General features: G+C 74.1%; 21 protein-coding genes, 1 tRNA gene and 2 pseudogenes. 13 read left to right on the top strand and 11 right to left on the bottom strand.

The genetic code is table 11. The features are described 5' to 3' along the window. From ACFVS6_RS07745 to ACFVS6_RS07735, 3 genes and pseudogenes are all read left to right on the top strand, one after another. A pseudogene (locus tag ACFVS6_RS07745) lies at nt 1–147 on the top strand (ABC transporter ATP-binding protein); the annotation flags it as partial. Beyond that, nucleotides 134–1,036, top strand: a complete 903-nt coding sequence (locus tag ACFVS6_RS07740) for an ABC transporter permease (RefSeq protein ID WP_389701591.1) — start codon at nt 134–136, stop codon at nt 1,034–1,036. The pseudogene ACFVS6_RS07745 and the gene ACFVS6_RS07740, both read left to right, overlap by 14 nt. Nucleotides 1,037–1,041: 5 nt before the next feature. Continuing rightward, on the top strand, nt 1,042–1,812 hold the full coding sequence (locus ACFVS6_RS07735) for a sirohydrochlorin chelatase (protein ID WP_389701590.1): 771 nt from the start codon (nt 1,042–1,044) through the stop codon (nt 1,810–1,812). A gap of 47 nt (nt 1,813–1,859) precedes the next feature. On the opposite strand, the gene ACFVS6_RS07730 is transcribed toward ACFVS6_RS07735, so the two are convergent. Beyond that, the gene (locus tag ACFVS6_RS07730; protein WP_389701588.1) at nt 1,860–2,861 is read right to left on the bottom strand and encodes a ketopantoate reductase family protein; all 1,002 of its coding nucleotides are present in this window, start codon (nt 2,859–2,861) and stop codon (nt 1,860–1,862) included. Nucleotides 2,862–2,905: 44 nt separating this feature from the next. Here ACFVS6_RS07730 and ACFVS6_RS07725 point away from each other — a divergent pair, with 44 nt between their 5' ends. Then, complete coding sequence (locus ACFVS6_RS07725; protein WP_389701586.1) at nt 2,906–3,754, top strand: aldo/keto reductase; 849 nt, start codon at nt 2,906–2,908, stop codon at nt 3,752–3,754. 27 nt (nt 3,755–3,781) lie between these two features. On the opposite strand, the gene ACFVS6_RS07720 is transcribed toward ACFVS6_RS07725, so the two are convergent. Together ACFVS6_RS07720 and mgt are read right to left on the bottom strand one after the other, a co-directional pair. Next, nucleotides 3,782–4,357 (bottom strand): DUF1697 domain-containing protein, encoded by a 576-nt coding sequence (locus ACFVS6_RS07720; RefSeq protein ID WP_389701585.1) that lies wholly within the window; start codon nt 4,355–4,357, stop codon nt 3,782–3,784. 37 nt (nt 4,358–4,394) lie between these two features. Further along, nucleotides 4,395–5,656 (bottom strand): annotated as a pseudogene (gene mgt / locus ACFVS6_RS07715) (macrolide-inactivating glycosyltransferase). Between the two features lie 257 nt (nt 5,657–5,913). Here mgt and ACFVS6_RS07710 point away from each other — a divergent pair. Together ACFVS6_RS07710 and ACFVS6_RS07705 are read left to right on the top strand one after the other, a co-directional pair. Beyond that, a complete protein-coding gene (locus ACFVS6_RS07710) occupies nt 5,914–6,411 on the top strand; it encodes a hypothetical protein (protein WP_389701583.1) in 498 nt (165 codons plus the stop codon). Then, nucleotides 6,404–7,675, top strand: coding sequence for an MAB_1171c family putative transporter (locus ACFVS6_RS07705; protein WP_389701581.1), 1,272 nt, complete (start codon nt 6,404–6,406; stop codon nt 7,673–7,675). Before ACFVS6_RS07710 ends, ACFVS6_RS07705 begins: the two co-directional genes overlap by 8 nt. Before the next feature lie 91 nt (nt 7,676–7,766). Here ACFVS6_RS07705 and ACFVS6_RS07700 read toward each other — a convergent pair whose 3' ends face one another. Further along, on the bottom strand, nt 7,767–8,639 hold the full coding sequence (locus ACFVS6_RS07700; protein WP_389701579.1) for a helix-turn-helix domain-containing protein: 873 nt from the start codon (nt 8,637–8,639) through the stop codon (nt 7,767–7,769). Between the two features lie 246 nt (nt 8,640–8,885). Between ACFVS6_RS07700 and ACFVS6_RS07695 the strand changes: the two genes are divergently transcribed. Continuing rightward, entirely contained in the window at nt 8,886–9,740 is an 855-nt protein-coding gene (locus ACFVS6_RS07695; protein WP_389701578.1) for a phosphotransferase enzyme family protein, read from the top strand. 72 nt (nt 9,741–9,812) lie between these two features. Here ACFVS6_RS07695 and ACFVS6_RS07690 read toward each other — a convergent pair whose 3' ends face one another. Further along, on the bottom strand, nt 9,813–10,532 hold the full coding sequence (locus tag ACFVS6_RS07690; protein WP_389701576.1) for a 3'-5' exonuclease: 720 nt from the start codon (nt 10,530–10,532) through the stop codon (nt 9,813–9,815). 260 nt (nt 10,533–10,792) lie between these two features. Continuing rightward, nucleotides 10,793–12,052, bottom strand: a complete 1,260-nt coding sequence (locus ACFVS6_RS07685; protein WP_389701574.1) for an SAV2148 family HEPN domain-containing protein — start codon at nt 12,050–12,052, stop codon at nt 10,793–10,795. A gap of 306 nt (nt 12,053–12,358) precedes the next feature. On the opposite strand from ACFVS6_RS07685, the gene glgX reads away from it, so the two are divergent. Continuing rightward, nucleotides 12,359–14,473 carry a glycogen debranching protein GlgX gene (gene glgX, locus ACFVS6_RS07680; RefSeq protein ID WP_389701573.1) on the top strand — a complete coding sequence of 705 codons (2,115 nt, stop codon included), beginning with the start codon at nt 12,359–12,361 and terminating at the stop codon, nt 14,471–14,473. On the opposite strand, the gene ACFVS6_RS07675 is transcribed toward glgX, so the two are convergent. Beyond that, nucleotides 14,458–15,744 (bottom strand): MFS transporter, encoded by a 1,287-nt coding sequence (locus ACFVS6_RS07675; RefSeq protein ID WP_389701571.1) that lies wholly within the window; start codon nt 15,742–15,744, stop codon nt 14,458–14,460. The genes glgX and ACFVS6_RS07675 overlap by 16 nt on opposite strands. An 82-nt stretch (nt 15,745–15,826) precedes the next feature. Between ACFVS6_RS07675 and treY the strand changes: the two genes are divergently transcribed. After that, entirely contained in the window at nt 15,827–18,145 is a 2,319-nt protein-coding gene (gene treY, locus ACFVS6_RS07670; RefSeq protein WP_389701569.1) for a malto-oligosyltrehalose synthase, read from the top strand. A gap of 147 nt (nt 18,146–18,292) precedes the next feature. After that, nucleotides 18,293–19,561, top strand: a complete 1,269-nt coding sequence (locus ACFVS6_RS07665; protein ID WP_389701615.1) for a M14 family zinc carboxypeptidase — start codon at nt 18,293–18,295, stop codon at nt 19,559–19,561. Between the two features lie 98 nt (nt 19,562–19,659). Here the strand turns inward: ACFVS6_RS07665 and ACFVS6_RS07660 are convergent, their stop codons facing one another. Beyond that, on the bottom strand, nt 19,660–20,121 hold the full coding sequence (locus ACFVS6_RS07660) for a GNAT family N-acetyltransferase (RefSeq protein ID WP_389701567.1): 462 nt from the start codon (nt 20,119–20,121) through the stop codon (nt 19,660–19,662). 60 nt (nt 20,122–20,181) lie between these two features. Next, the gene (locus ACFVS6_RS07655) at nt 20,182–20,745 is read right to left on the bottom strand and encodes a DUF1707 and FHA domain-containing protein (RefSeq protein WP_389701565.1); all 564 of its coding nucleotides are present in this window, start codon (nt 20,743–20,745) and stop codon (nt 20,182–20,184) included. Nucleotides 20,746–20,855: 110 nt separating this feature from the next. Here ACFVS6_RS07655 and treZ point away from each other — a divergent pair, with 110 nt between their 5' ends. After that, nucleotides 20,856–22,607, top strand: coding sequence for a malto-oligosyltrehalose trehalohydrolase (gene treZ / locus ACFVS6_RS07650; RefSeq protein WP_389701563.1), 1,752 nt, complete (start codon nt 20,856–20,858; stop codon nt 22,605–22,607). Between the two features lie 57 nt (nt 22,608–22,664). Here treZ and ACFVS6_RS07645 read toward each other — a convergent pair whose 3' ends face one another. Further along, nucleotides 22,665–23,516, bottom strand: coding sequence for a LysR family transcriptional regulator (locus tag ACFVS6_RS07645; protein ID WP_389701562.1), 852 nt, complete (start codon nt 23,514–23,516; stop codon nt 22,665–22,667). Between the two features lie 93 nt (nt 23,517–23,609). Here ACFVS6_RS07645 and ACFVS6_RS07640 point away from each other — a divergent pair, with 93 nt between their 5' ends. Next, the gene (locus tag ACFVS6_RS07640) at nt 23,610–24,392 is read left to right on the top strand and encodes a hypothetical protein (RefSeq protein ID WP_389701560.1); all 783 of its coding nucleotides are present in this window, start codon (nt 23,610–23,612) and stop codon (nt 24,390–24,392) included. 75 nt (nt 24,393–24,467) lie between these two features. Continuing rightward, nucleotides 24,468–24,540 (top strand) — tRNA-His (locus ACFVS6_RS07635). Nucleotides 24,541–24,620: 80 nt separating this feature from the next. Here the strand turns inward: ACFVS6_RS07635 and ACFVS6_RS07630 are convergent. Next, nucleotides 24,621–25,376, bottom strand: coding sequence for an alpha/beta fold hydrolase (locus ACFVS6_RS07630; RefSeq protein ID WP_389701559.1), 756 nt, complete (start codon nt 25,374–25,376; stop codon nt 24,621–24,623). Nucleotides 25,377–25,475 lie beyond the last annotated feature (99 nt).

The following is a 25,475-nucleotide window of genomic DNA, read 5'->3' as shown; positions in this document are numbered from 1 at the left end:
CTCTCCTCCCGCCCCGGACGCATCGCGAAGGAATGGACCGTCGACATTCCCCAGCCGCGCCGCATCGAGGACTCGGACGTCGCCGAACTGTCCCTTGAGATCACTGAACACCTGCGTGGGGAGATCCGCCGCCATGGCCAGCACTGACACCACCGCCGAGGCCTCCGCCCGCAGGAAGGGCGACGACCTGGCCGGCCTGGAAGCGGGCCTCGACGCCCTCGACGCGGTCGAGATCCGCCGTACGCCGGTCCGTGAGGTCCTCGTCAAGAAGGTCCTGCCCCCACTGCTGGCCGTCGGCCTCGTGCTGCTGGTCTGGCAGATCCTCGTCGCGGCGAAGGTCACCGACGAGACCAAGCTCCCGGCCCTGTCCGCCGTGTGGGACAGCCTGTCCGACATGTGGGTCAAGGGGACCCTGCTGGAGGTCGTCTGGACCAGCGTGTCGCGCGGTCTGCTCGGCTTCCTGCTGGCCCTGGCCATCGGCACGCCGCTCGGTCTGCTCGTGGCCCGGGTGAAGTTCGTCCGCGCCGCCATCGGACCGATCCTCCAGGGCCTGCAGTCCCTGCCGTCGGTGGCCTGGGTGCCGCCGGCCGTGCTCTGGTTCGGCCTGAACGACGCCATGATGTACACGGTGATCCTGCTGGGCGCCGTCCCCTCGATCGCCAACGGCCTCGTCTCCGGCATCGACCAGGTCCCGCCGCTGTTCCTGCGGGCCGGTCGGACCCTGGGCGCCACCGGCCTGCGCGGGGCCCGACACATCGTGATGCCCGCCGCGCTGCCCGGCTACCTCGCCGGCCTGAAGCAGGGCTGGGCCTTCTCGTGGCGCTCCCTGATGGCCGCCGAGATCATCGCCAGCTCCCCCGACCTGGGCCTCGGCCTCGGCCAGTTGCTGGAGAACGGTCGCAACAACATCGACCTGCCGGGCGTGTTCCTGGCGATCATCCTGATCCTGGTGGTCGGCATCGCCATCGACCTGCTGATCTTCAGCCCGGTCGAGCGGTGGGTGCTGCGCTCCCGCGGCCTGCTGGTCAAGAGCTGAGTCCCGTGTCCCGCGCACTTCTGGTCATCGCCCACGGCAGTCGCGACCCGCGGCACGCGGCGACCGTGCACGCCCTCGTCGGGCGGGCGCGGGAGCTGCGGCCCGGGCTGCGGGTGGAGACGTCCTTCCTGGACTTCAACGGTCCGACCGTCTCGCAGGCCCTGGCCTCGCTGTACCTGTCCGGCGTACGGGAGGTCGTGGCGCTGCCGCTCCTCCTGACGCGGGCCTTCCACGCGAAGGCCGACATCCCGGCCGTGCTGGCCGAGGCGACGACCCGGCTCCCGGACCTGTCGGTCCGGGTCGCCGGCGTCCTCGGGCCGTCCCCGCTCCTCGTCGCGGCCCTGGAACGCCGCCTCGCCGAGGCCGGTCTCGGCCTCACCCCGGCGGACCGCGCCGGCACCGGTGTGGTGCTCGCGTCCGCCGGATCCTCCGACCCGGAGGCGATCGCAGTGATCGCTGAAATCGCGCGGGAGTGGCGGCACACCGGTTGGTGCGCCGTGCGGCCTGCGTTCGCCTCCGCTGTTCTGCCCCGCACCGAGGACGCCGTACGGGCCCTGCGCGCCGAGGGGGTCCGCCGGATCGCGGTGGCCCCGTACGTCATCGCGCCGGGCCGCCTCCCGGACCGCATCGCCGCGGGCGCGGCGGAGTCCGGCGCCGACGTGGTGGCCGACGTCCTGGGCGCGGCCCCGGAACTGGCCCGCCTGCTGCTGTGCCGCTTCGACTCGGCCGTGTCCTCCCGGACCGCGCCGGCCGTCCGCGACGCGCTGACCGCCTGACCCGAAGCCCGGAGCCCGAAGGCCAGGGCCTTCGGGCTCCGGCGGGGTCAGCCGCGGGCGGCAGCCTCGTCGGCCAGGGCGGTCAGGTCCTCCACGGACATGGCGCCCGGCGGCAGGGACTCCCGGGCGAAGATGTTCGCCGCGTGCCGCAGCACGTCGTTGACCGGGGTCGGCACGCCGTGCAGGCGGCCCAGCAGCGAGATCTCCCCGTTGAGGTAGTCGGCCTCCACCGAACCCGTCCGCCGGGCCAGGCTCTGCCAGGAGGACCCGCCGCGCACACCGGCGGGCTGTTCGATCTTCCCCTCCCGGGCGGCCTCCTGCTCGGCGTCGGAGGCGTGGTCGATGCCCGCGGCCCCGAACGCCGCCTTCCCCTCCCGGACGGCGCGCAGCATCAGCGCCGCCTTCGCCGGGTCCGGGTCGGGTCCGGTGGTCGCCTGGATGGCGTTGCCCAGGTTGCCGAGCAGCTTCGCGTACTTCCAGCGCATCACGTCCTCGACGACGGGCGCCCCGAAGCCGGCCCCGGTCAGGTCCGCCGCGATGTCCCGGATCCGCCGGTCGGCGCCGCCGGGGGCCTTCCCGAGGTGCAGGATCCCGGTGAGGGGGGCGCACAGCGCGGAGACCACGCCCGGCTCCAGGAAGGTCGCGGGCAGCCAGACGCAGACGCCGTACACGCGCGCGAAGCGCCGCAGGGCGAGGCGTTCGCTCTCGACGCCGTTCTGCGCGCACAGCAACGGCAGGCGCTGGGCCGCGGTGCCGCCGCCCTCGACCTCCGCGTCCCCCCACGCGTCCAGCGCGGCGATGGCGTCCTGGGTCTTGACCGCCAGCAGCAGCACGTCGTCGGGGCGCAGGGCGCCGAGTTCCCCGGGCGCGGTGACGACGGGCAGCCGGTGCACCCGCGTCCCGTCGGCGGTGGTGAGGCGCAGTCCGTCCGCGCGCAGCGCCTCGGCGTGCGCGCCGCGTGCGACGAGGACGGTGTCGAGGCCGGCTCCGGCGAGACGTCCGCCGATGGTCGCGCCGATCGCCCCGGCGCCGATGATGATGTAACGCATGCCCCGAGCCTGGCACACCGGGTGCCGCGAGGTACCGTCGGGCCATGGTGGACACGGTGTTCGACGTGGGTGGGGACCTGTCGGTACGACGTCTGGGGTTCGGCACGGGTGGTTTGGTCGGGTCCGGCTACTGGGGTCCGCGGGGCGGCCGGGTCGAGGCGCACGCGGTGTTGCGGGCGGCGGTGGAGGCCGGGGTCACCCTCATCGACACGGCCGACAACTACGGCCCGTCGCTGGCCGAGGAGCTGATCGCCGAGGCCCTGTACCCGTACGGGGAGCGCCTCGTGATCGCGACCAAGGGCGGGGTGGTCCGTACCGGACCGGACCGGTGGCACGTGGCGGGGCGTCCCGAGCAGTTGCGCGAGATGTGCGAGGCGAGCCTGCGGAGGCTGCGGGTGGAGCGGATCGACCTCTACCAGCTGCACCGCTTCGATCCGGCGGTGCCGATGGCCGAACAGCTGGGCGCGTTGGAGGGGTTGCGGGCGGAGGGAAAGATCCGGCACGTCGGGCTGAACACGGTGTCCGCCGAACAGCTGCGGTCAGCAATGGAGTTGTCGCCGATCGCCGCTGTGCAGAACCCGTACAACCTGCTGGACCGTTCGTCGGCCGAGGTGCTGGCGCTGTGCGAGGCGCACGGGATCGCCTTCCTGCCGTACTACCCGTTGGGCAGCGGCGCCCTGACCCGGGAGAGCGCGGCGGCGGTGACGGCGGTGGCCGCCGCGCACGGCGCGGGCCCGGGGCAGGTCGCGCTGGCCTGGCTGCTGCACCGTTCGCCGGTGCTGTGCCCGACCCCGGGTACCGGTTCGCCCGCCCACCTGGCGGAGAACCTGGCGGCCGGGGCGATCCGGTTGGAGCCGCGGGAGCTGGCGCTGCTCGACGCGCTGGCTCCGTAGGGCGGGTCTGCCGGGGGCGGTGGGGAGTCAGGGGCGGGTCAGTTCGACGAGTTTGGCGACCGTGTTCCAGTTGCGGGTGGTCACGTCGAGGCCCTTGACGACGGCGGGCCTGGCGAGGGCCTCGGCCAGTTTCGAGCGGCCCAGGCCGTCGGGGGCGTAGAGGTAGACGACGCGGTCGCCGATCCGGTACTCCTCGGGAAGGTGGGCGGCCGGATCCACGGAACGGAAGCGTTCCTCGGCGGGCTGTTCGGAGAAGAAGGTGGCGTGGAGCTGCTTGCCCTCCAGTTCGGCGGCGGGGAAGGGGCAGGCGTCGGCGACGGCCTTCAAGTGGTCCCCGTCCACGACCAGGCACGCCACCCGGAAGCCGAAGTGGGCCTCGATGGCTGCCTCCAGTTCGCGGGCGAGCGCGTCGGGGTCGTGCCGGGTGCTGCTGAAGACGGCGTTGCCGCTCTGCAGGTAGGTCCGTACGTCGCCGTGTCCGAGTGCCTCGATGAGCGGGCGCAGCTGCGCCATGGGGACCTTCCTGCTGCCGCCCACGTTGATGCCCCGCAGCAGCGCCGCGTACTTCCGGGGGGTGTCGGGGGTGCCCGTCCTGTTCGTCATGGCGGCACCTTAGGCCGTCTCCTTCCGGTCCTGTCGGTCAGGTCCGGGCGCCCGGCGCCGGGAGTTCCGCTTCGATGAGGTCGGCGGCGCGGCGGGTACCGCCCTCGGCCGCCATCTCGGCACGGACGGCTTCGGCCCGGGCGGTGACCTCGGGGTCGGCGAGGAGGCCGAGGACGGCTTCCCGCAGGGTCTTGGCGTCGGCCTCCTCCATGGGGAGGTGGCGGGCGACGCCGAGGGAGGCGAGCATGTCGGCGTTGCCGAACTGGTCGACGGCCTGGGGGACGGCGACCATCGGGGTGCCGGTGGCGAGGCCCTCCTGGCTGCCGCCGGCGCCGGCGTGGGTGATGAAGGCGTCGGCCCGGTGGAGGATGTCGAGCTGGGGTACCCAGCGGTGGACCTCGGCGTTGGCGGGGACGGGGCCGAGTTCGGCTTCGTCGGTGAACCTGCCGATCTGCAGGACGACGTGCCAGTCGGGGAGTTCGGCGAACGCATCGAGGCAGGCCCGGTAGAACGCGGGCTGCTTGGTGAAGGTGGAGCCCAGCGAGACCAGGAGGACCTTCTTGCCCTCGGCGGCGGGCGGGCGGGTCCAGGTGCCCTGGGTGGCACTGCGGTCGCCCTGACAGGCCCCGACGAAGGTGTGCACGGTGGTGTCGACGCGGTCGGCGTGCGGCTGGAGGGCGCGCGGGATGAGGACGATGCTGCGGCGGGGGCGGCCGACGAAGGGGTCGGGGTCGTCCGCGATGCCGTTCTCGTCGAGCCAGGAACGGAAGCGGGCGTAGTAGGCCCGGCCGCGTTCGGTGGCGCGCAGTGCGGCGGTCATCGGCTCGGCGACCTCCTCCTCGTAGCCGGTCCAGGCGACCAGGTTCGGGGAGAGGGAGACGCAGGGGACGCCCCACCGGCGGGCGAGGACGATCGCCGGGTAGGAGGTGATGTCGTGGAGGACGAGGTCGGGCTCGTCCCCCTCGAAGGCGGCGGCGAGTTGCGGCAGGGCCTGGACGGCGTCGTTCAGGAAGGGCTCGATGTTGTCGATGAGTTCGGTGCCCCAGGCCTCGGGCTCCTCCTCGGTGGGGAGGGTGGAGTTCCAGATCACCGGGGTGGCGCCGGTTTCCGCGACCTTGTCGGCGTACCGGGCGGGGATGGCGTAGCTGACGCGGTGGCCCCGGGCGACGAGTTCCCGGATCACTTCGATGCTCGGGTTCACGTGGCCGGCGGCGGCGATGGAGAACATGGCGATGTGTGCGGGCTTGGCTGAGGTCATGGCAGGAGCTTAACGAGACGATACGTCTCGTGCAACCTGATTCCGGCAGCCGATCCGGAGCACCCGCGTCCATCACTTCGTCCCCGCCTGCGCCCGATCGCGCACACTGGCCTAGGATTTCGAACTTCCGCCCGATGGCGGCGGGGTCGGTTCCGGGGTGTCCGGGGAGAATGCGGGGAGGTGCCGCGAGGTGCCGGGAGGAACGTTCCTTCGTCGATCGGTCCGGACCGCGAGCGGTTCACCGGCCCCGGTCCGCAACCGGGCCGTCCGCAGGGAGGCCCGCCGCGCGGTCCGCTCCATGCCGCTGCCCCACCCCTTCAGCACGGCCTCGCTGATCTCCGCCATCGAGGCGGAACGCGGGCGCCGGATCGAGTTGGTCACGGCCCCGGACAGCCTGCTCGGGCAGAGCGACGTCTGCGGGCTGTGGGTCCACCACGAGCGGCTGCTCCTGGACCTGATCTTCATCCCGGAGAGCATCTCGGGATACCACCGGCAGCGGGTCGTCTTCCACGAGCTCGCCCACCTGTGGTGCGACGACCCGACGACCCAACCCGACGGGGCGGCCGCCCTCCTGCCGGAACTCTCACCGGAACTGACGGCCCGCCTGACCGAGGCGGGCCCGTTCATGGCCCGCCACCGCTACGACACCCACGTCGAACGGCGCGCCGAGATGATCGCCGACCTGCTCCACGAGGAGGCCTTCGCCTCCGACCGGATCGAGGACGGCACCCTGCGCGGCCTCGACGACACCCTCTCCCGCCCCTTCTCCCGACCGGCCAGGAGTGGACTTGTCTGACGCCTTGACCTACGCGATCGTGCTGCTCCTGCTCGTGCAGGCGCTCTGGCGCATCCCTTCCGCCCTGCGCGGCCGCACGAGCGAACGCTCCCTGTGGGGCGCGTTCGCCGTACTCGGCTGCGCCTGGCTGCTGCGCACCGACCTGGGCCGCCACCTGGTCGACGGCCTGGGCGTGGACGACCTGTCCACGCTGCTCAAGCACTGCTTCGTCGTGGCGGGCATGTGCGTGCTGCTGCGGTACGTCGCCGCCGTCTACCGCGGGGCCGCGGGCGACGGCTCCACCTCCCGGGGGGCGCGCGTGACGGTGGCGGTCCAACGCCACGCCGTCACCGGGGCCGTGGCGGTCATCGCCGTCATGGCGGCGGTCTTCCTGCTGGTCCTGGACCGCGGTCCGGTGCCGGAGGGCTCGCAGTTCATGGCCCGCCATGCGGGGGAGGCCGGCCTGGCCGTCTACATGCCCCTCTTCTACGGCTACAGCGGGGCCGTCATCGGACTGTGCGGCTACCAGTGGGCGGGCGCCGCCCGCGGGGCCGCCCGCCGGACCCTGCGGACCGGCCTCGCGGTGATGGCGTTCGGCATGGCGGCGGGCGCGCTGTACGCGGCGGTCCGCGCCGCGTACGCCGTCGTCGTCGCCTTCCACCCCGTCCCGCAAGCCGCCGCGGACCTCCAGGAGACCGCCACCGACGTCCTGCTGTACACCTCCTTCCTGTGCTGGACCCTCGGGGTCATCGCCCCGGCCAGCCAGGCGGCCGTCAACCGGGTGCGGGCGTACCGGATGCTGGCGGAACTCCACCCGCTGTGGCGGGACCTGGCCCTGACCGCCCCGGACCTGGTGCGCCGCGCGCCGAGCCGGCTGCTGCCCGGGCGGCCGCTCGCCGACCGCCTCAACACCCTGCGCGACCTGTTCGCGCACGACGCTTCCCCACAGGTGCGGTTGGGCCGGTACGTCACGGAGATCCGCGACGTCATCCACGCCATGCGGCGCCGGGCCCCGGACGACCTGTACCAGGTGTCGCTCGAACTCGCGGAGAGCGAGGGGCACGAGGGCCGGGACGCGGAGGCCGTCGCACAGGCGTACTGGATCCTGTCCGCACGGCTGAACATGCGGGACCCGGTCCGCGAACCCGGCGTACCGGCCGAGTTCCCCGCCGCCGGGGAGGACTTCTTCGCGGACGAGGTGCCGTGGCTGCTGCGCGTCGGCGAGGCGTACGCGCAGGCCGACCCCGCGGTCGCCGAAGAGGTGCTGGAGGACTCCCTCGCCTAGGGGGTGTTTCAGAAGTCCCGCCTGGCCCGCGGCGCCCGGCGCTACTTCCAAAACACCCCCTAGGCGCGCCGACCCGTCGACGCGGCGCGCCTCACCTGGGGCGCATGCCGTCGACGACGCCGCCGATGAAGTCCAGCAGCTCGGCGGGCAGGCCGTCGCCCCCGCCGCGGGCCGCGATGCCCGCCAGGCCGCCGCGGACCAGCCGCATGCCGCTGATGATCCGGTGCACCTCGGCGTCGTCGCTCCGGAAGAAGAGCGGCGGCACCGCCAACGCCGCGGCGAGCGCGTCGAGGACCTCATCGGAGGCCGCCTCCACCTCGCCCGTCCGCAGCCCGCGGACCAGTTCCTCGCTCAGCACCGCGGACCCGACCTTCGCGTTGCCGCGCGCCGCGATCACGGCGTCGGAGGGGTGCGGGGCCGTGTAGGTCTCCGCCAGGAGGTGGGCGAGCTTCTCCGACAGGGTGCCGGGCGAACCGGGCCGCGGCTCCCCCGGCGCGACCTCCGGCCGGGGCTCCCGCACGGGAGCGTCGGCGGCGTCCGGCGGGGCGGGGCTGAAGGAGCGTTCCTCCGCGGCCAGCAGCGCCTCGACGCTCACCCCGTACGCCTGCGCGAGGAGCGGCAGGAACTTCTCCGAGAGGCGCCGCCTGCCCCGTTCGGCGTTGGCCACCGGGCCGGCGCTGCGCGTCCCCGTGATCGCCGCCGTCTGGTACTGGGAGTACCCGGCGTCACAGCGGAGGTCGGCCAGGTCCGGGGGCAGGGAACGGGGAAAGAGTTCGTCCAGGTCGGCGCCGAGCGCCTGCGCCAGTGCCGGGAGCTTCTCACCGTCCGGCAGTGACTTGCCGCTCTCCCACCCGACGACGGCCGGGACGGTGACCCCGAGCCGGTCCGCGACCTCGCCCTGGGTCAGGTCGGCGGCGCGACGTACTTTGCGGAGCAGGTTTCCGTCGACGTGACGAACCGGCATGGGCTCTCCTGGGCTGGCTCGGCAGGTGCACCAACTCTAACGAGTGGACCACTTGATCGGTTCTCCAAATTTAGATAACTTCATTTCAGCGAACGGGGGTCGCTCCTCCGGGCCTGGCACCGCGTTGCGGCGCAGGGCCTTGCCGTGGGCCGACGTGTGGGGGGACGCGTCGGTCCACGGGTCCGGGGACTTCGCGCGGGATGCGAGACTGGGCGGATTCACGACGGTCCGGACCCGGAGAACGAGATGGACGAGGCGCAGGCCAGGAACGTACTGGAAGCAGTGGGCCTGGGCGCGGGCGCCGTGCTGGTGGCGCTCGGCGAGAACGCGGTCTTCACCGCCGGGGACCTGGTGGTGAAGGTGGGCCGCGCGGATCCGGCGCTCGTCGGGCGGGCCGCACACGAACTGGCCGTCGCCCACTGGTTGGAGCAGGCCGGAATCCCGGCCGTCACCGCCGCCGAGGCGGAACCCCGGCTCGTCTCCGGACACCCCGTGACCCTGTGGCACCGACTCCCGGACGCGGTCCGAGCGGCCGGTCCGGAGGATCTGGCCGGGCTGCTGCGGCTCGTCCACGCGCTGCCCGCACCGCCGTTCGCCCTGCCCCCTCGGGAGCTCCTGGGCGGCGTGGAGCGCTGGTTGCGGCTGGCCGGCGACTCCGTGGACCCGGAGGACGCCGCGTACCTGCGGGCCCGCCGCGACGCCTACGCGGGCGAAGTCGCGCTCCTGACACCCCACTTGACGCCCGGACCGATCCACGGTGACGCCCTGACCCGGAACGTCCACGTGGGTCCCGACGGGCCGGTCCTGGTGGACCTGGAGACCGTCTCCACCGACCTGCGGGAACACGACCTGGTGGTGATGGCCCTGGCCCGCGATCGGTACGGGCTGCCCACCGACTCCTACGAGGCGTTCGTGTCCGCGTACGGATGGGACGTACGGGAGTGGGAGGGCTGCCGGGTGCTGCGCGGCGCCCGCGAGACGGCCAGCTGCGCCTGGGTGTCCCAGCACGCGCCGGCCAATCCGAAGGCGCTGGCCGAGTTCCGCCGCCGGGTCGCCTCGCTGCGCGAAGGCGACACGGAAACCCGCTGGCACCCGTTCTAGGAACCGTCGCCGGGCCGGTCGTCCGCCGGTATCGGGGGGGGCGCTCCCGCCGCGGGGCCCGGTCGTCCCGGTTCAGGCGGGGACGAGGTCGCGCAGCGGCCAGGCCGTGTCGATCACCGCGTCCGGGGTGCCCTGCTTGCGCAGGTACGACTGGAAGTCGCGGGCCCAGCGGGCGTGCCAGGTGCCCTGCCGGTCGTGCAGGTCGGCCGGTGTGAGGGAGGCCACTTCGGGGTGCCGGACGGCTATCGCGCGGGCCACCTGCACCGCGGCCAGCGCGTCGGCCCCCGCGTCGTGCGCCGCGTCGAGGGTGACCCCGTACACCCCGCACACCGCCTCCAGCGTCCGCTTGCCGCGCCGGTAGCGGTCCACGGCCCGGTCGATGGTCAGAGGGTCCACCACCGGCCCGGTCTCGGCCCCGCCCAACCGGTCGGCGAGGGAGGGCAGCCCGTACCGGGCCAGTTCGGCGGAGAGCAGCGTCAGGTCGAACGCCGCGTTGTACGCCACCACCACCGCGCCCCGGAGCCAGTGCCCGACCAGCACGTCGGCGACCTCGTCCGCGACCTCGCGGACCGGGCGGCCCTCGGCGACCGCCCGCTCCGTGCTGATGCCGTGGATCGCCGAGGCCTGCTCCGGAATGGGTATCCCCGGATCCGCGAGCCAGCCGCGCCTCCCGTGCACCGCGCCGTCCCGCACCTCGATCACCGCGGCCGTCACGATCCTGGACTCCCCCGGCTCCGTACCGGTCGTCTCCAGGTCGAAACCGACCAGTGCTCCCCCGTGCCACGCCTCCATGACGCGCCCTCCCCCGTTTGTCCGGTCAACGGGTTTCAGCCTGACACGGCCCACTGACACCGCCGCCGCCGGGGTTCGGCCCCCGCACCGACCGCCGCGGGAACGCACCCCCGGCCCGCGGGGGCGCCGAGGGACTCGTGGGGGGGCGTCGAGGTGCCGGCGGGGGCGTCGAGCCCGTAGGGCGCGACCGCGCCCGCCCCGCCCCGCCCCGGAGGCCGCCGCGCCCGCGGGCGCCGGGGCGGGCCGGCCCCGGCCCCTCGTCACGAGACCGGGCGGGAGTCCTCCCACACCGACTCGAACTCCTCGCGGTAGGTCGTGAAGAGGCCGTGGTCGGCGTCCTTCGGTACGCCGCGGCCGCCACCGCGCAGCACCAGCACCGGGGCCTCCATGCCGCGGGCCCGGCGCAGGTACGACTGGACGACCGCGATGCCCGAGGTCTCGCCCTCCACCAGGTAGGCGGTGAAGCGCGGGGTCTCGTCGAACACGTGGATGTCGAAGCGCGAGGGGTCCCGCAGGCCCGCCCGGACCCGGCGCACGTGCAGGATGTTCATCTCGACCGAGCGGCTCAGCTCGCCCTTGCGCAGTCCCAGCTCCCGCTCGCGGCGTTTGACGGCGCTGCTCGCCGGGTTCAGGAACAGCAGTCGGACCCGGCAGCCCGCCTCGGTGAGCCGGACGAGTCTTCGACCCGAGAAGTTCTGCACCAGCAGGTTCAGGCCTATGCCGATGGCGTCCAGCCGCCGCGCCCCGCCGAAGAGGTCCTCGGCCGGGAGCTGCCGCTGGAGCCGCACCCGGTCGGGGTGGACCGAGATGACGTCCGCGTACCGGTCGCCGACGAGGTCCTCGACCGCGTCGATCGGCAGCCGGTCCGCCGCCGGGCTGCCCGCGCCCGCGCCCAGGACCTCCAGCAGGCGCGCCGAGGCGCGCTCGGCCTGCTCCAGCACGGGGCGCGACAGTGCCCGGTTGCGGGACACCACGTTCCGGGTGACCTCCAGCTCGTCGAGCGCCAGCTCGATCTCCCGCCGGTCGTCGAAGTAGGGCTCGAAGCAGGGCCAGTGCTGGACCATCAGCTCACGCAGCTGCGGCAGCGTCAGAAAGCTCAGCACGTTGTCGTCGGCCGGGTCGAGGAGGTAGCCCTTGCGACGGCTGACCTCGCGCACGGCGACGGCCCGCTGCACCCACTCCTGCCCCGCGGGGCCGGCGGCCGCGACCACCCAGTCGTCGCCGCCGTGCACCGGTTCGTAGACGGGCCGCAGGACCGCGCCGACGACCGATCGCAGGCGCTGCTCGATCAGGTTCAGCCAGATGTAGGCGCGTCCCGCGCGCTGGGCACGGATGCGGACCTCGCTCCACGCGTCCGCGCCCCAGTCCAGCTCGGCGCCGGCCCGTACGCTCCCGGCCTCCGGCGGGGCCACCGACACCGTCCCGGCCGCCACCCCCGCGGGGGCCCCTCCTGGGGCATCCGCCGGGCCACCCTCGTGACCACCGTCACCAGGGGGCAGCTCCAGACCTCCCGAGCTCACCCGTGCACCGCCTTCTGCGTCTGGACGCCCGTCTCCAGTGATCACGGAAGGGTACTCCGCGCGCGCGGTCCGATGCAGCCCGAAGCGGCCGTCGGGTGAGCCCATGCTCCTTGCCCCGGCAGTCCGTTGACTCATTATGTGATGCGCGGACTGTCCGTTGACCCGCCTATCAGCTCTCCGGGTCACCCGGTAGGAGCATCCCAAGTCCACGCGTGGAGACCCTCTTTCGGGGAAGATCTGGCAGTGACGTGGTCCACGCCGGATCAGCCGGGACATCCTCCGACCCCGAGGAAAGAGTCGTTATCCATGCAAGTCTGGCCGGGACAGGCGTATCCGCTCGGCGCCACGTACGACGGCGCCGGCACCAACTTCGCGGTCTACTCCGAGGCCGCGCGCCGCATCGAGCTGTGCCTTCTGGCCGACGACGGCTCGGAGACCGCCATCGAGCTGCGCGAGACGGACGCCTTCGTCCGCCACGCCTACCTGCCCGGGATCATGCCGGGCCAGCGCTACGGCTTCCGGGTCCACGGCCCGTACGAGCCCGAACGGGGGCAGCGCTGCAACGCGGCGAAGCTGCTGCTGGACCCGTACGCGCGCGCCATCAGCGGGAAGGTCGACTGGGGCGAGGAGGTGTACGGCTACCACTTCGGCCGCCCCGACTCCCGCAACGACCTGGACTCGGCTCCGCACACGATGAGTTCGGTCGTGGTGAACCCGTACTTCGACTGGGCCAACGACCGACCGCCGCGCCACGAGTACCACCACACGGTGCTGTACGAGGCGCACGTCAAGGGCCTGACCATGCGGCACCCGGACCTCCCGGAGGAGCTGCGGGGCACCTACGGGGCGCTGGCGCACCCCGCGGTCATCGGGCACCTGACGAAGCTGGGCGTCACGGCGCTGGAGCTGATGCCGGTGCACCAGTTCGTCAACGACCACCGGCTGGCGAACGACGGCCTGAGCAACTACTGGGGCTACAACACCATCGGGTTCTTCGCCCCGCACAACGGCTACGCCTCGGGTGACCGCGGGCAGCAGGTGCTGGAGTTCAAGTCGGCGGTGCGGGCGCTGCACGAGGCCGGGATCGAGGTGATCCTGGACGTGGTCTACAACCACACGGCGGAGGGGAACCACCTCGGTCCGACGTTGTCCTTCCGCGGCCTGGACAACGCCTCGTACTACCGACTGGGCGACGACGCCCGGCACTACACGGACACCACCGGCACCGGGAACTCGCTGCTGATGCGGTCCCCGCACGTACTCCAGCTGATCATGGATTCGTTGCGGTACTGGGTGACCGAGATGCACGTGGACGGCTTCCGGTTCGACCTGGCGGCCACGCTGGCCCGGCAGTTCCACGAGGTGGACCGGCTGTCCTCGTTCTTCGACCTGGTGCAGCAGGACCCGGTGGTGAGCCAGGTCAAGCTGATCGCCGAGCCGTGGGACCTGGGCGAGGGCGGCTACCAGGTGGGCAACTTCCCGCCGCTGTGGACCGAGTGGAACGGCAAGTACCGCGACACGGTACGGGACCTGTGGCGCGGGCAGCCGCGGACGCTCGCCGAATTCGCGGGCCGACTGACGGGCTCCTCGGACCTCTACCAGGACGACGGCCGGCGGCCGTTGGCCTCGATCAACTTCACCACCTGCCACGACGGTTTCACCCTGCACGACCTCGTCTCCTACGACGAGAAGCACAACGAGGGCAACCGGGAGGGGAACCGGGACGGCGAGACCCACAACCGGTCGTGGAACTGCGGTGTCGAGGGGCCGACGGAGGACCTTGAGGTCCGGGACCTGCGCGAGCGGCAGATGCGCAACTTCACCGCCACCCTGATGCTCTCGCAGGGCGTGCCGATGCTCAGCCACGGCGACGAGTTCGCCCGGACGCAGGGCGGCAACAACAACGCCTACTGCCAGGACAACGAGGTGGCCTGGGTGGCCTGGCCGGAGCCGGGCAAGGAGCCGCCCGCGCTCCTGGAGTTCACCCGGCGGATGGTCTGGCTGCGCCGCGACCACCCGGTGTTCCGGCGGCGCCGGTTCTTCCACGGCCGCCCGGTCGAGGGCACGCACGACGAGCTGTCCGACATCGCCTGGTTCACCCCGCACGGCGAGGAGATGCGGGCCAGGGACTGGCAGGCGCAGAGCGCGCGGGCGCTGACCGTGTTCCTCAACGGGGAGGCGATCTCGGAGCCGGGCACCCGCGGGGAGCGGATCACCGACGACTCGTTCCTGTTGATGTTCAACGCCGGAGCGGAGCACCAGGACTTCACGATCCCGGCCGGTCACGGCGCGCGCTGGCACCTGGTGGTGAACACGGCGCGGGCGGACGTGCTGCCACCCGGTACCGGGCCGCAGTACGCGGCCGGGGACCGGGTGGCCCTGACGGGGCGGTCTCTGGTGGTGCTTCAGCGTCCGGCGTAGGAGGTGCTGCCCTCCCCGACGGCCGGGGAGGTGCTCCGCTGGGCCGGGATGAAGGGCTTGGCGGGGGTACGGGCGGACGGGACGCGGGTGACGAGCGCCAGGGTCAGACACAGGGCGGCCGCCCCGACCGCCACGGCGAACGCCCCCGACGGCCCGTACCACTCGGCGAGCCGCCCGGAGACGGCGAGGGCGACAGCCTGCCCGGCGACCAGGGAGCTCGCGGCGTAGGCCATGGCCTCGGCGAGCCGGGCGGGTTCGACGACCCGCTCGGTGAGCGCGAACGCGGTGATCAGGTGGGGGGCGTAGGCGGCGCCGAGGACGGTGACGACCGCGTAGAGCGGCCACAGCGAGTCGGTGAACAGCAGCGGCACCGACAGGACCAGTGCCGAGGCGGTGGCCGCCCGCCAGCGCAGCCGCAGCCCGAAGCGGGCGGGCAGCGCGCCCAGGGCGAGGCCGACGAAGGCGCTGACGACGCCCATGGCGGCGTACACGATCCCGGCCTGGCCGGGGACGCCCAACTGCGCGGTCAGCGAGGCGATTCCGGCCTGGCAGGCGCCGAACATGGCGCCCTGGAGGGCGAGGGAGCCGCGGACGGCGTGGACGACGCGGGGGTGGCGGGTCCGGCCGCCCGCCTCCGCCTTCGGTCGCGCGGGGGACCCCGACGTGACGGCGGCGGTCGGGTGCAGGGCGTAGGCGGTGCCGAAGACCACGACGAGTCCGGCCGCGCCGGCGAGGGCGACGGCGGGGTGCGCGACGAGCGCGGCGAGTCCCACGAGGGCCGGGCCGAGGACGAACGAGACCTCGTCGAGCGTTCCTTCGAGGGAGTGGACGGCTCCGACGACGGCCTCGTCGGACTCGGCCCGGTGGGCGAGGGCGACGGAGCGGGTCCGGGCGAGCGGTCCGATCAGCGGTACGGAGGCGCCCGTGACCGCGCCGATCGCGGCGAGCGGGACGGTCGCGAGGCCGCCGAGGGCTCCCGCGACGAGGGCGGCGGTGGCGACGGCGTTGACGGCCGCCGCGGTCAGGACGACGGGCCGCTGCCCGTGGCGGTCGGCGAGCCGGCCGAGGACGGGACCGAAGACCACCTGGCCGGCGGAGAGGGTGCCTCCGACGATGCCGGCGGTGGCGAGGGAGCCGCTGGTCTGGGCGACCAGCAGGACGCTCCCGAACTGGGACATCGCGACGGGCAGTCGGGCGAAGAAGGAGACGAGGGGGAGTAGGGGCCCGGTCAGGGCGATGACGTTTCGATAGGTGTTGACGGTTCCAACCACTTGATCAACGCTAACCCGACGCAGTCACCCGGATGCATTGGGTAATGGCACGGAATCCGGCAGGCTGGGTACGTACGTTCTCATGAGCCTGCCGCAGCACAGCATCCGAACGGAATCTGATGTTCCGAAATCTGTCACTCCGGCGTCGACCTACCGCCTCCAGCTGTGCCCGGAGTTTCCCTTCGAGGCGGCCGGGGCGGTCGTACCGCACCTCGCCGCGCTCGGCGTGTCGCACCTGCACCTCTCCCCCGTCCTGGAGGCGGCGCCCGGCTCCTCGCACGGGTACGACGTCACCGACCACGCCCGGGTCCGGGCCGAGCTCGGCGGCGAGCCGGGGCTGCGGGCCCTGGCCGCGACGGCCCGCGCCCACGGGCTCGGCCTGGTCCTGGACATCGTGCCGAACCACATGGCGGTGCCGTCACCGCTGAGGCTGAACCGGGCGCTGTGGGAAGTGCTGCGGGAGGGACCGCACTCCCCGTACGCCCGCTGGTTCGACATCGACTGGGCGGCGGGCGGCGGACAGCTCCTGCTGCCGGTGCTCGGAGAACCCGCGGACACCTACGACGTCCGGGTCGGCGGGGACGTACTGCGCTTCGGGGAGCAGGAGTTCCCGCTGCGGGCCGGCACCGCCGGGTTGCCGCTGCCGGAGCTGTTGGCCGCCCAGTGGTACCGGCCGGCATGGTGGCGCGAGGCCCGGACCGGGCTCAACTACCGTCGCTTCTTCACCATTTCGGACCTGATCGGGGTCCGCGTCGAGGACCCGGCCGTCTTCGCCGCCACCCACGCGAAGGTGCTGGAGCTGGTGCGGGACGGAGTGGTGCAGGGCCTGCGCATCGACCACGTGGACGGACTGGCCGACCCGGGGCAGTACCTGCGCAGGCTGCGGGCCGCCGCCGGGGACGGCTGCTGGGTGGTGGTGGAGAAGATCCTGGCCCGCGACGAACGGCTCCCGTCGGCCTGGCCGGTGGCGGGCACCACCGGGTACGACGCGCTGCACCGGATCGACGGGCTCTTCACCGATCCGGCCGGCGCGGCCGAGCTGGCCCGCGCGTACGGGCGCGCCACCGGCCTGCCCTCCTGGGAGGAGACCGCCGCGGCCGCGGCCCGGGAGGTCCTGACCGTGGACCTGGCCGCCGAACTGGCCCTCCTGGAAGACCGGGCCGGCCCCGGTGCGGCCCCGGCCGTACGGGAACTGCTGATCGCCCACCCGGTCTACCGCACCTACCCCGACGGGCCCGGGCCCGACCAGCGGACCCTGGAGGAGGCCGCCCGGTGGGCCGGGCGGCCCGCGGTGGACGGCGTACGGGACCTCCTGCTGCGGGATCCGGCCTTCACGGCCCGGTTCGCCCAGACCTCGGCGGCGCTGCGCGCCAAGTCCCTGGAGGACCGGGCCTTCTACCGCTGGGCCCCGCTGCTGTCGGCCACCGAGGTCGGCGGGGAACCGGGCGCGCCGGCGGTGCCGCTCGGGGAGTTCCACGCGTACTGCGCCGCCCTGGAGCGGGACTGGCCCGCCTCGGGGACCGTGCTGTCCACGCACGACACCAAGCGCAGCGCGGACGTCCGGGCCCGGATCGCGGTGCTGTCCCAGGCGCCGGAGCTGATGGCCGGACCGGAGCCGCTGGAGGGGGACCCGCAGCTCGCCTGGGTCGCCCGGCAGAGCGCGCTGGGGCTCGGCGAGGTGCCCGAGCGGGCGGAGCGGCTGGCGGCGGCCCTGCTGAAGGCCGCCCGGGAGGCGGGTCTGCGCACCTCGTGGACCGATCCCGACGAGGCGTACGAGGCGGGCGTGACGGCAGCGGTCCCGAAGGGCGCGGAGGAGCTCCCCGCCGAGCTGGCGGGCGCTGCGCGGGCCGGCCTGCTCGGCATGACCCTGCTGCACCTGACGATGCCCGGGGTGCCCGAGGTGTACCAGGGTGCGGAGAGCGAGTACCGGGCCCTGGTCGACCCGGACAACCGGCGCCCGGCCCACTTCGCCCGCCAGGAGCTGGCCGCCCTCGACGCGGGCACGGAGCCCGACGGCGTGTCGCGGGAGAAGCTGGCCCTGACCGCGGCCCTGTTGCGACTGCGCCGCGACCGGCCCGCCCTGTTCACCGGGTACGCCCCGCTGGAGGCCCGGGGGCCGGCGGCGGAGCACTGCGTCGCCTTCGCGCGTACGGGCGGGCTCGTCGCGGTGGCCACCCGCCTCTCGCACCGGCTGGCCGGTGCGGGCGGCTGGCGGGGCACCGCCCTGACCCTGCCGCCGGGCCGCTGGGCGGTGGTGCCGGGCTGCGGCGACGGCGCGGCGGACACCTCGTACGAGGGGGCCGTCGACCTGGCCGGGCTGCTGGCCAGGCGCCCGGCGCTGGCGCTGATCCGCACGGACGCGGGAACGGGCGGGTACTCCGGGCGGGCGGAAGGGGCGTAGGGAGGTTCCCGGCCCGGCGGGAGCGGATCGGGGGCGGTCGGGGCGAGGGCGGGCAAGGCGTTGGCCAGGGGTTTTCGGAGGGGGATCCGGAGAAGTGCGGGGCGCGGGGAGCAGTAGGGGGCGTGCGCGGCGGGCATGGCATCCCATGTGACCCTCCTCCGTGAAACGCGCTACCCGACACCTCAAGAACTCGCCCTGGCCGCACGCGCTCTGGCGGACGAACACCCCGCCCGGGTCCGGCTCCGCCGGGTCGGCACCTCCCGGGCGGGGGCGCCCCTCTGGCTGCTCTCCGTCGACCCCGGCGAAGGCGCCCGCGACGTCCTGGTCGTCGCCGGGGCCCACGCCAACGAGCCCGTCGGCGGGGCGACGGCCCTGTCCCTCGCCCGTCGGATCGTCCGGGACCCCGCCCTCGGCGCCGGGGCGGGCTGGCACTTCCTGCTCTGCGCCGACCCGGACGGGGCGGAGCTGCACCGCACGCCCCGCCCGTACACCCTGCTCGACTACCACCGGAACTTCTTCCGGCCGCCCGGGCCCGAACAGCCCGAGTGGGCACCCTCTTTACTCGCCCCGGACCGGCTGCCGCCCGAGACGCTCGCGCTGACCGCGCTCATCGACGAGCTGCGCCCCTTCCTCCAGGTCTCCCTGCACGGCACGGACCTCGGCGGGTCCTGGGTACAGCTCACCCGGGACATACCGGGGCTCGCCGAGCCGTTCGGGAGGTCGGCCGCCGAACTCCGCATCCCGGTCGAGACCGGGGCGTCCGACGCCGCCGGGTGGCCCTCCCCCGGGCCGGGGATCTTCGTGATGCCGGAGCCGGGAGCCGGCCCCGGCGGGGCCTTCCACCCCGAGGACACCCGGCTCAGCACCTGGTACCGGGTCCATCGCCACCACGGGACCACCGCGATCGTCGAGGTCCCCATGTGGGCCTCGGCCCTGGTGGACGATCCGGCCCCGCATCCGGACCCCCGGCACGCCCTGCGCGTGCTCGCGGCCAGGCTCACCGAGGACGCCGCGCGCGTGGCCGGACCGCGGGACACGGTCGGGGGCGCCGACCCCGCGTCCGCCGCCCTGCTGCGCGCCGTCGACTGGACGCTCGCCCTGATCCCCCGGATCACCACCGAGTGGACCGGGCCCGGTGCCCCCGTCGACGCCACGGCGGCGGCCATCGGCAGCATCGACGCCTTCGGGCGGCGGCTCTCGCTGCGGGCCGCCGCGATGCTCCTGCGGGTCCTGCGCATCCAGGGGCACCCGGCCGCGCCGGCCCTCGACCGGCTCGTGACCGGCTGGTGCGAGGAGTTCTCGGCCCGCTTCCAGGCCCGCCGGGTCCCGGTGGCCACCCAGGTGGAGCACCAGTGCCGGACGGTCCTGGCCACGTACGAGCGGCTCGCGCACGCCTCGTGCGCCGAGCGGGTGTAGGCCGAGCGGGTACGGGCCGCCCGACCCGGCCGGCGGAACCCCGCCGCCCCCGCCCCGGCCGGCGGGGGCCGGCCCGCGTCCGTCGGCGGCCGGACGGCCTAAACGGGCCACCCGTAGCGGCGCTTGGGCAGACCGGTCGCGCCGAGGCGGTCGTAGAAGCGGATCGCGCCCTCGTTCCAGTCGGGCGTCTGCCACTCGACGTGGTCCAGGCCCAGCTCCCGGGCGAGGGCGGCCACCCCGTCCATGAGGGCCCGGCCGAGGCCGTGACCACGGGCCCCGTCGGCCAGGTAGAGGCAGTCCATGTGGAGGTGGTACCGGGCGTCCCAGAAGGAGAACTCGGCCGCGCAGGCGGCGTATCCGACCACGGAGCCCCCGGGTGCCTCGGCCAGCAGCACCCATTGCCGGGGCTCATCGACGAAGAGCTGCGGGCCGAGCCGGGCGGCCAGACCGGGCGGGCGCGGGGCGGAGCGCTCGTAGGCGATGTGTTCGTGGATCAGTTCGACGAGGCGCGGCAGGTCCTCGGGGCGCGCCGGACGCACCGCGGGCGTGGGTTCTTCCATGACGTCATCCTGCGCCCCGGCGCGGCCCACCGCGCCGTCGGGTCCGCCGTCGAGGAGGCGTCAGGTCGCGGACAGCCGGAAGTCCATCCGGCCGAAGCCGATCTGGTCGCCGTCCCGGACCACCGCCGAGCCGGACACCCGACGGCCGTTGACGGTGGTGCCGTTGGTCGAGCCGAGGTCCTTGATCACCCAGACTCCGTCGCGCATGCTCAGCTCGGCGTGCGCCCGCGAGACGGTCTCGTGGCTGAGCCGCAGGCCGTTGCCCGGGTCGCGGCCGATCCGCAACGGCCCGGCACCCGGGTGCGGCAACAGCAGCCGGGGCAGCCGTTCCACCTGCCAGGCACGACGGACCCCGGCGGACACGGCGGACGCGCGGCCCACCCAACCGAACAGCCGACGGCTCCAGGGGGCTTCGCCCGCCTCCCGGGTCTGCAGGTCGGCGGTGAGCACCGCGAGGTCCTCCGCCCGGCGGGCGGTGAGCGCGAGTTCCATCCGCCGCAGGAAGGTGTCGTGCGAGAGCCGGCCGAGCGCCGCACCCTCTCTGAGCTGGCCCAGCGCCCGGTCGCGCTCGGCGTCGGAGAGCCGCGGCGCGGGGAAGGCGGGGAACTCGAAACTCGATGTCACAGGGTGATTGTCGGCCCGTCGGGTGCGGAGTGTCCAGAAGTCCTCCGGAAGGCCCGGAATGATGGGCACGATACGCATGCTGGACACCGCCGGAGACGAGGGGACCGTCCGTGCAGTTCGAGGTATGGGCACCGCTGACAGGTCGGGTCGCCATGCGACTGAACGACACCGCCTACGAGATGACACCGGACCGGGACCCCGGCCGCCCCGGCTGGTGGACCGTGGACGCCCCGGCCGCCGACGGCGACCGGTACGGCTTCCTGCTGGGGGACGACCCCGTGGTCCGCCCCGACCCGCGCGGGCGGCGCCTGCCGGACGGGCCCGACGGCCTGTCCGCGGTCGTGGACTTCGAGCCGCTCACCCCGCGGGGTCCGGCGCCGCGCACCCCGCTCCAGGACGCGGTGCTGTACGAGCTGCACGTCGGAACCTTCACCTCCGAGGGGACCTTCGACGCGGCCGCGGCCCGGCTGGGGCACCTCACCGCGCTGGGCGTGACGCACGTCGAGCTGATGCCGGTGTGCTCCTTCCCGGGCCGGCACGGCTGGGGGTACGACGGGGTGGCGCCCTGGTCCGTGCACGAACCGTACGGCGGCCCGGCCGGGCTGGCCCGGTTCGTGGAGGCCGCGCACGCGGCCGGACTGGGCGTGGTCCTGGACGTGGTCCACAACCACCTGGGGCCGTCCGGGAACCACCTCCCCGCCTTCGGGCCGTACTTCACCGACACCCACCACACCCCGTGGGGCTCGGCGGTGAACCTGGACGCGCCGGGCTCCGACGAGGTGCGGTCCTACCTCCTGGGCAGCGCGCTGGCCTGGCTGCGGGACTACCGGATCGACGGACTCCGGCTGGACGCGGTGCACGCCCTCGTCGACGGGCGGGCCCTGACCTTCCTGGAGGAACTCGGCGCGGCCGTCGACGAACTGGGGGTGGAGACCGCCCGTCCGCTGTTCCTGATCGCCGAGTCCGACCGGTGCGACCCGCGCACCACGGCCTCCCGCGCCCAGGGCGGGCTGGGCCTGCACGGGCAGTGGAACGACGACTTCCACCACGCCCTGCACTGCGCCCTGACCGGCGAATCGCAGGGCTACTACGCCGACTTCGCGCAGGCCCCGATCGGCGCCCTCGCCAAGACCCTGACCCGGGCCTTCTTCCACGACGGGACCTGGTCCTCGTTCCGGGGCCGGACCCACGGCCACCCGGTGGACCGCAGGCGCACCCCCGCACACCGGTTCGTCGGCTACACCCAGACCCACGACCAGATCGGCAACCGCGCGCTGGGCGACCGGCTCTCCGCCTCGCTCTCCCCCGGCCTGCTGGCCTGCGCGGCGACGGTGGCGCTGACCGGACCGTTCGTGCCGATGCTGTTCATGGGCGAGGAGTGGGGGGCCGGCACGCCCTGGCAGTACTTCACCGACCACCCCGATCCGGAGCTCGCGGAAGCGGTACGGACCGGTCGGCGAAGGGAGTTCGCCGCGCACGGCTGGAAGGCGGAGGAGATCCCGGACCCGCAGGACCCGGCGACCCGCGACCGGTCCTGCCTGGACTGGACGGAACCCGAACGGGCCGCGCACGCCCGGCTGCTGGCCTGGTACCGCACCCTGGTCTCGCTGCGCCGCACCCAGCCGGACCTGCGCGACCCGGATCTCGCGGCGGTCCGCGTCGCGCACGACGAGGAGCGCCGCTGGCTGACGTTCCGAAGGGGCGAGGTCCGCGTCGCGGTGAACCTCGCCCCGGAGCCGGTGACGATCGCGCTGGGCCGCAACGGCGTGCGGGTCCTGGCCTCCTGGGAGCCGGCCGAGCATCCGGGGCCGGACGGGCGGATCCACGTACCGGGCGAGTCCGCCGTGGTCCTCGCTCCCTGACGGGCGCCGCCGGCGGCCGTGGCACGCGGGGCTCGTGGGGACGGGCGGGGCTCGCGCTCAGTGCCCGTCCCGGGATCCCGCCGTGAGCCGGGCGGCGAGGGAGGCCGCCGCGCCCGTCACGACCTTCGGCGCGAGCAGTTCCGTACGGTGCACCAGGCGCGGCGCGGACAGCGGTACGCAGACCCCCGCCCCGGCGGCCCCGGCGACCCTTGGCGGCAGCAGGACGAGGCCGTGCCCGGCCGCGGCCAGGGCGCAGAGGGCGAGCAGGTCGGTGCCCTCGTAGCGGACGGAGCCGCGGGCCGCGGTGAGCGGGCGGCCCACCCCGGGGGCGTCCAGCCAACGCGCGTCGGCGAGGTCGTCCAGCCGGACGGCGGCCCGGCCGGCGAGGGGGTGCCCGGCGGGCAGCAGCACGGCCAGGTCCTCCTCGCCGATCCCGGTGACGGTGAGCGGGGCGACGTCGGGCAGCCGCAGCGGGTCGCTCGGCGCGGCCAGCCCGTCGACGAGCCCGAGGTCGCAGCCGCCGGTGGCGACGGCGGCGGGCACCTCGTCCGGGGGCAACACGCGCAGGGTGACACCGGTGGTGGGCAGGACCGCGAGCAGCGCGGGCCCGACGGCCAGCGGGGAGGCGGCGAGGGTGACCCGACCGGGCGGCGCCGCGGCCAGCCGCAGTACGTCGGCGCGGGCCGCGTCGAGACGCAGCAGCAGCGGGCCGGCGTGCTCCAGCAGCCGCTCGCCGGCCGGGGTCGGCGCGACGGGCCTGCGGGTGAGGAGCTCGGTGCGCAGGTCGGCCTCCAGCGCGGCGACGTGCTGGGAGACGGCGGACTGGGTGTAGCCGAGTTCGCGGGCGGCCGCCGAGAAGGAGGCGAGGCGGGTGACGGCGACGAAGGTGCGGAGCAGGTGCGGGTCCATGCCACCAGCCTGCCATCGACATCAGGAACACTTATCGATGGTGCAGGAACAATCGTTGGCGCTGAACGGCGTCGGGGTCGCAGGATGATCGTCATGAACACCGCTCCGATCGCCCGGATCGCCCTCGTCGGCGACCGTTCCCCGCACGTCACCTCCCACGCCCGCGTCCCGGTCCTGCTGGACGCGTTGGCCGCGCGCGACGGGCTCGTCCTCGACGCCTACTGGATCCCCACCGCCGACGCCGGGGCGGGGGCGGCCGCCGGCACCCTGGCGGGGTTCGACGCGGTGTGGGTGCTGCCCGGCAGCCCGTACGCCAGCGAGGCCGGGGCGCTCGCCGCGATCCGGGTGGCACGGGAGGAGGGCATCCCCTTCCTCGGCACCTGCGGCGGGTTCCAGCACGCGCTGCTGGAGTACGCCCGCAACGTCTGCGGGCTGACCGACGCGGCGCACGCCGAGAACGATCCCGGGGCCGGCGATCCGCTGATCGCGCCGCTCGCCTGCTCCCTCGTCGGGCACGAGGGGCTGGTCCGGGCCGAGCCCGGCTCCCTCGCCGAGTCCGCGCTGGGAGCGGAGCGGACGATGGAGCGCTACCACTGCGACTACGGTCCGGCGCCGCGGCACCTGCCCGCGCTCGCCGCGCACGGACTGCGGCTGTCGGGCCACGACGAGGACGGGCAGGTCCGCGTCGCGGAGCTGCCGGGGCACCCCTTCTTCCTGGCGACGCTGTTCCAGCCCGAGCTCTCCGGCGACGGCACCCGGCCGCACCCGATCGTGCGGGCCTTCGCCGCGGCCGCGGTGGAGCGGGCCGCCCACCGCGAGGAGGGGTTCCCCGCCCGCCTCGCGGCGACCCCCACCGGCAGCCGGTCCGCCGGATAACGCGTCGCGGAACCACCCCTCTGATCGGCTATGCTGTGCTTGCACATCGAACGGGTGGTTCCGCCGCCCTTCGTGGTGGGTGTAGCTCAGTTGGTAGAGCACCTGGTTGTGGTCCAGGTGGCCGCGGGTTCAAGTCCCGTCACTCACCCTTTTGATCCCGTGGGGTACGAGGTTTCCTCGTACCCCACGGGTTTTTCGCGTTCCGGAGGGGACGGGGCGGGGCGGACCCTAGCCGCGCAGGAAGGCCTCGACGTCGGTGGCGAAGGCGACCGGGGTCTCGTGCGGCGGGTAGTGGCCGGAGCCCGGGACCGTGACGATGCGGCAGTTCGAGTACCAGGCCTGCCACGTGGCGCGCATCACGTCGGCCGTCAGCGCCAGGTCGTACTCCCCCACCAGGACCAGCACCGGGACCGTGCTGCCCTTCACGGCCGAGGACAGGTCGAGCGGCTGCCAGCTCGCCAGGTACCCGGCGAAGGCCTCGGGGCGGGAGACCGCGAGCGAATGGGCGACCATCCGGTCCAGCCAGTACCGGCTCGCCCGGTGGCCGGTGACCAGGTCGAGGATGGCGAGGCGCTTGTCCGGGTCCTCGGCGGCTCCGTGGAAGAGGGCGTGGGTCCGGTCGTCCATGACGTAGGGCCCGGCCGGCACGGGCGCCGTGCCGATCAGCTTCTCGATCCGCTCGGGGGCCCGCACGAGCACCTGCTGGGCGGCCTTGGCGCCCATGGAGTGCCCGAGCAGGGAGAACGTGTCCCAGCCCAGCTGGTCGGCCAGTTCCAGGACGTCGTCGGCGATCTCGGGCAGGGTGTGGCGGCCGGGGACGTCCCGCCGCTCGCCGTAGCCGCGGTAGTCGAGGAAGGCGTACGAGAACTCCTCCGGGTCCAGGTGGTCCAGTACGGAGCCCCAGTTCGCGGAGGTCCCGAACCAGTCGTGCAGCACGATGACGCGGACGGGTCCGGTGCCGATCCTGCGATGGGCGATGGCCATGCGTTCCCCTTCGGTGACGGGCGAAGAAAGCGACGCGGTACCTCTGCCCATCCGGCCCGCCGTCACACCGCACGGCCGGTTCGCCCGCCCGCGCGACCA

The organism is Streptomyces sp. NPDC057939 (assembly GCF_042887545.1).
In the GTDB taxonomy this organism is placed as follows: Bacteria; Actinomycetota; Actinomycetes; order Streptomycetales; family Streptomycetaceae; genus Streptomyces.
The sequence above is the reverse complement of the archived record's forward strand: the minus strand, read 5'-3'. Positions and strand labels throughout refer to the sequence as shown.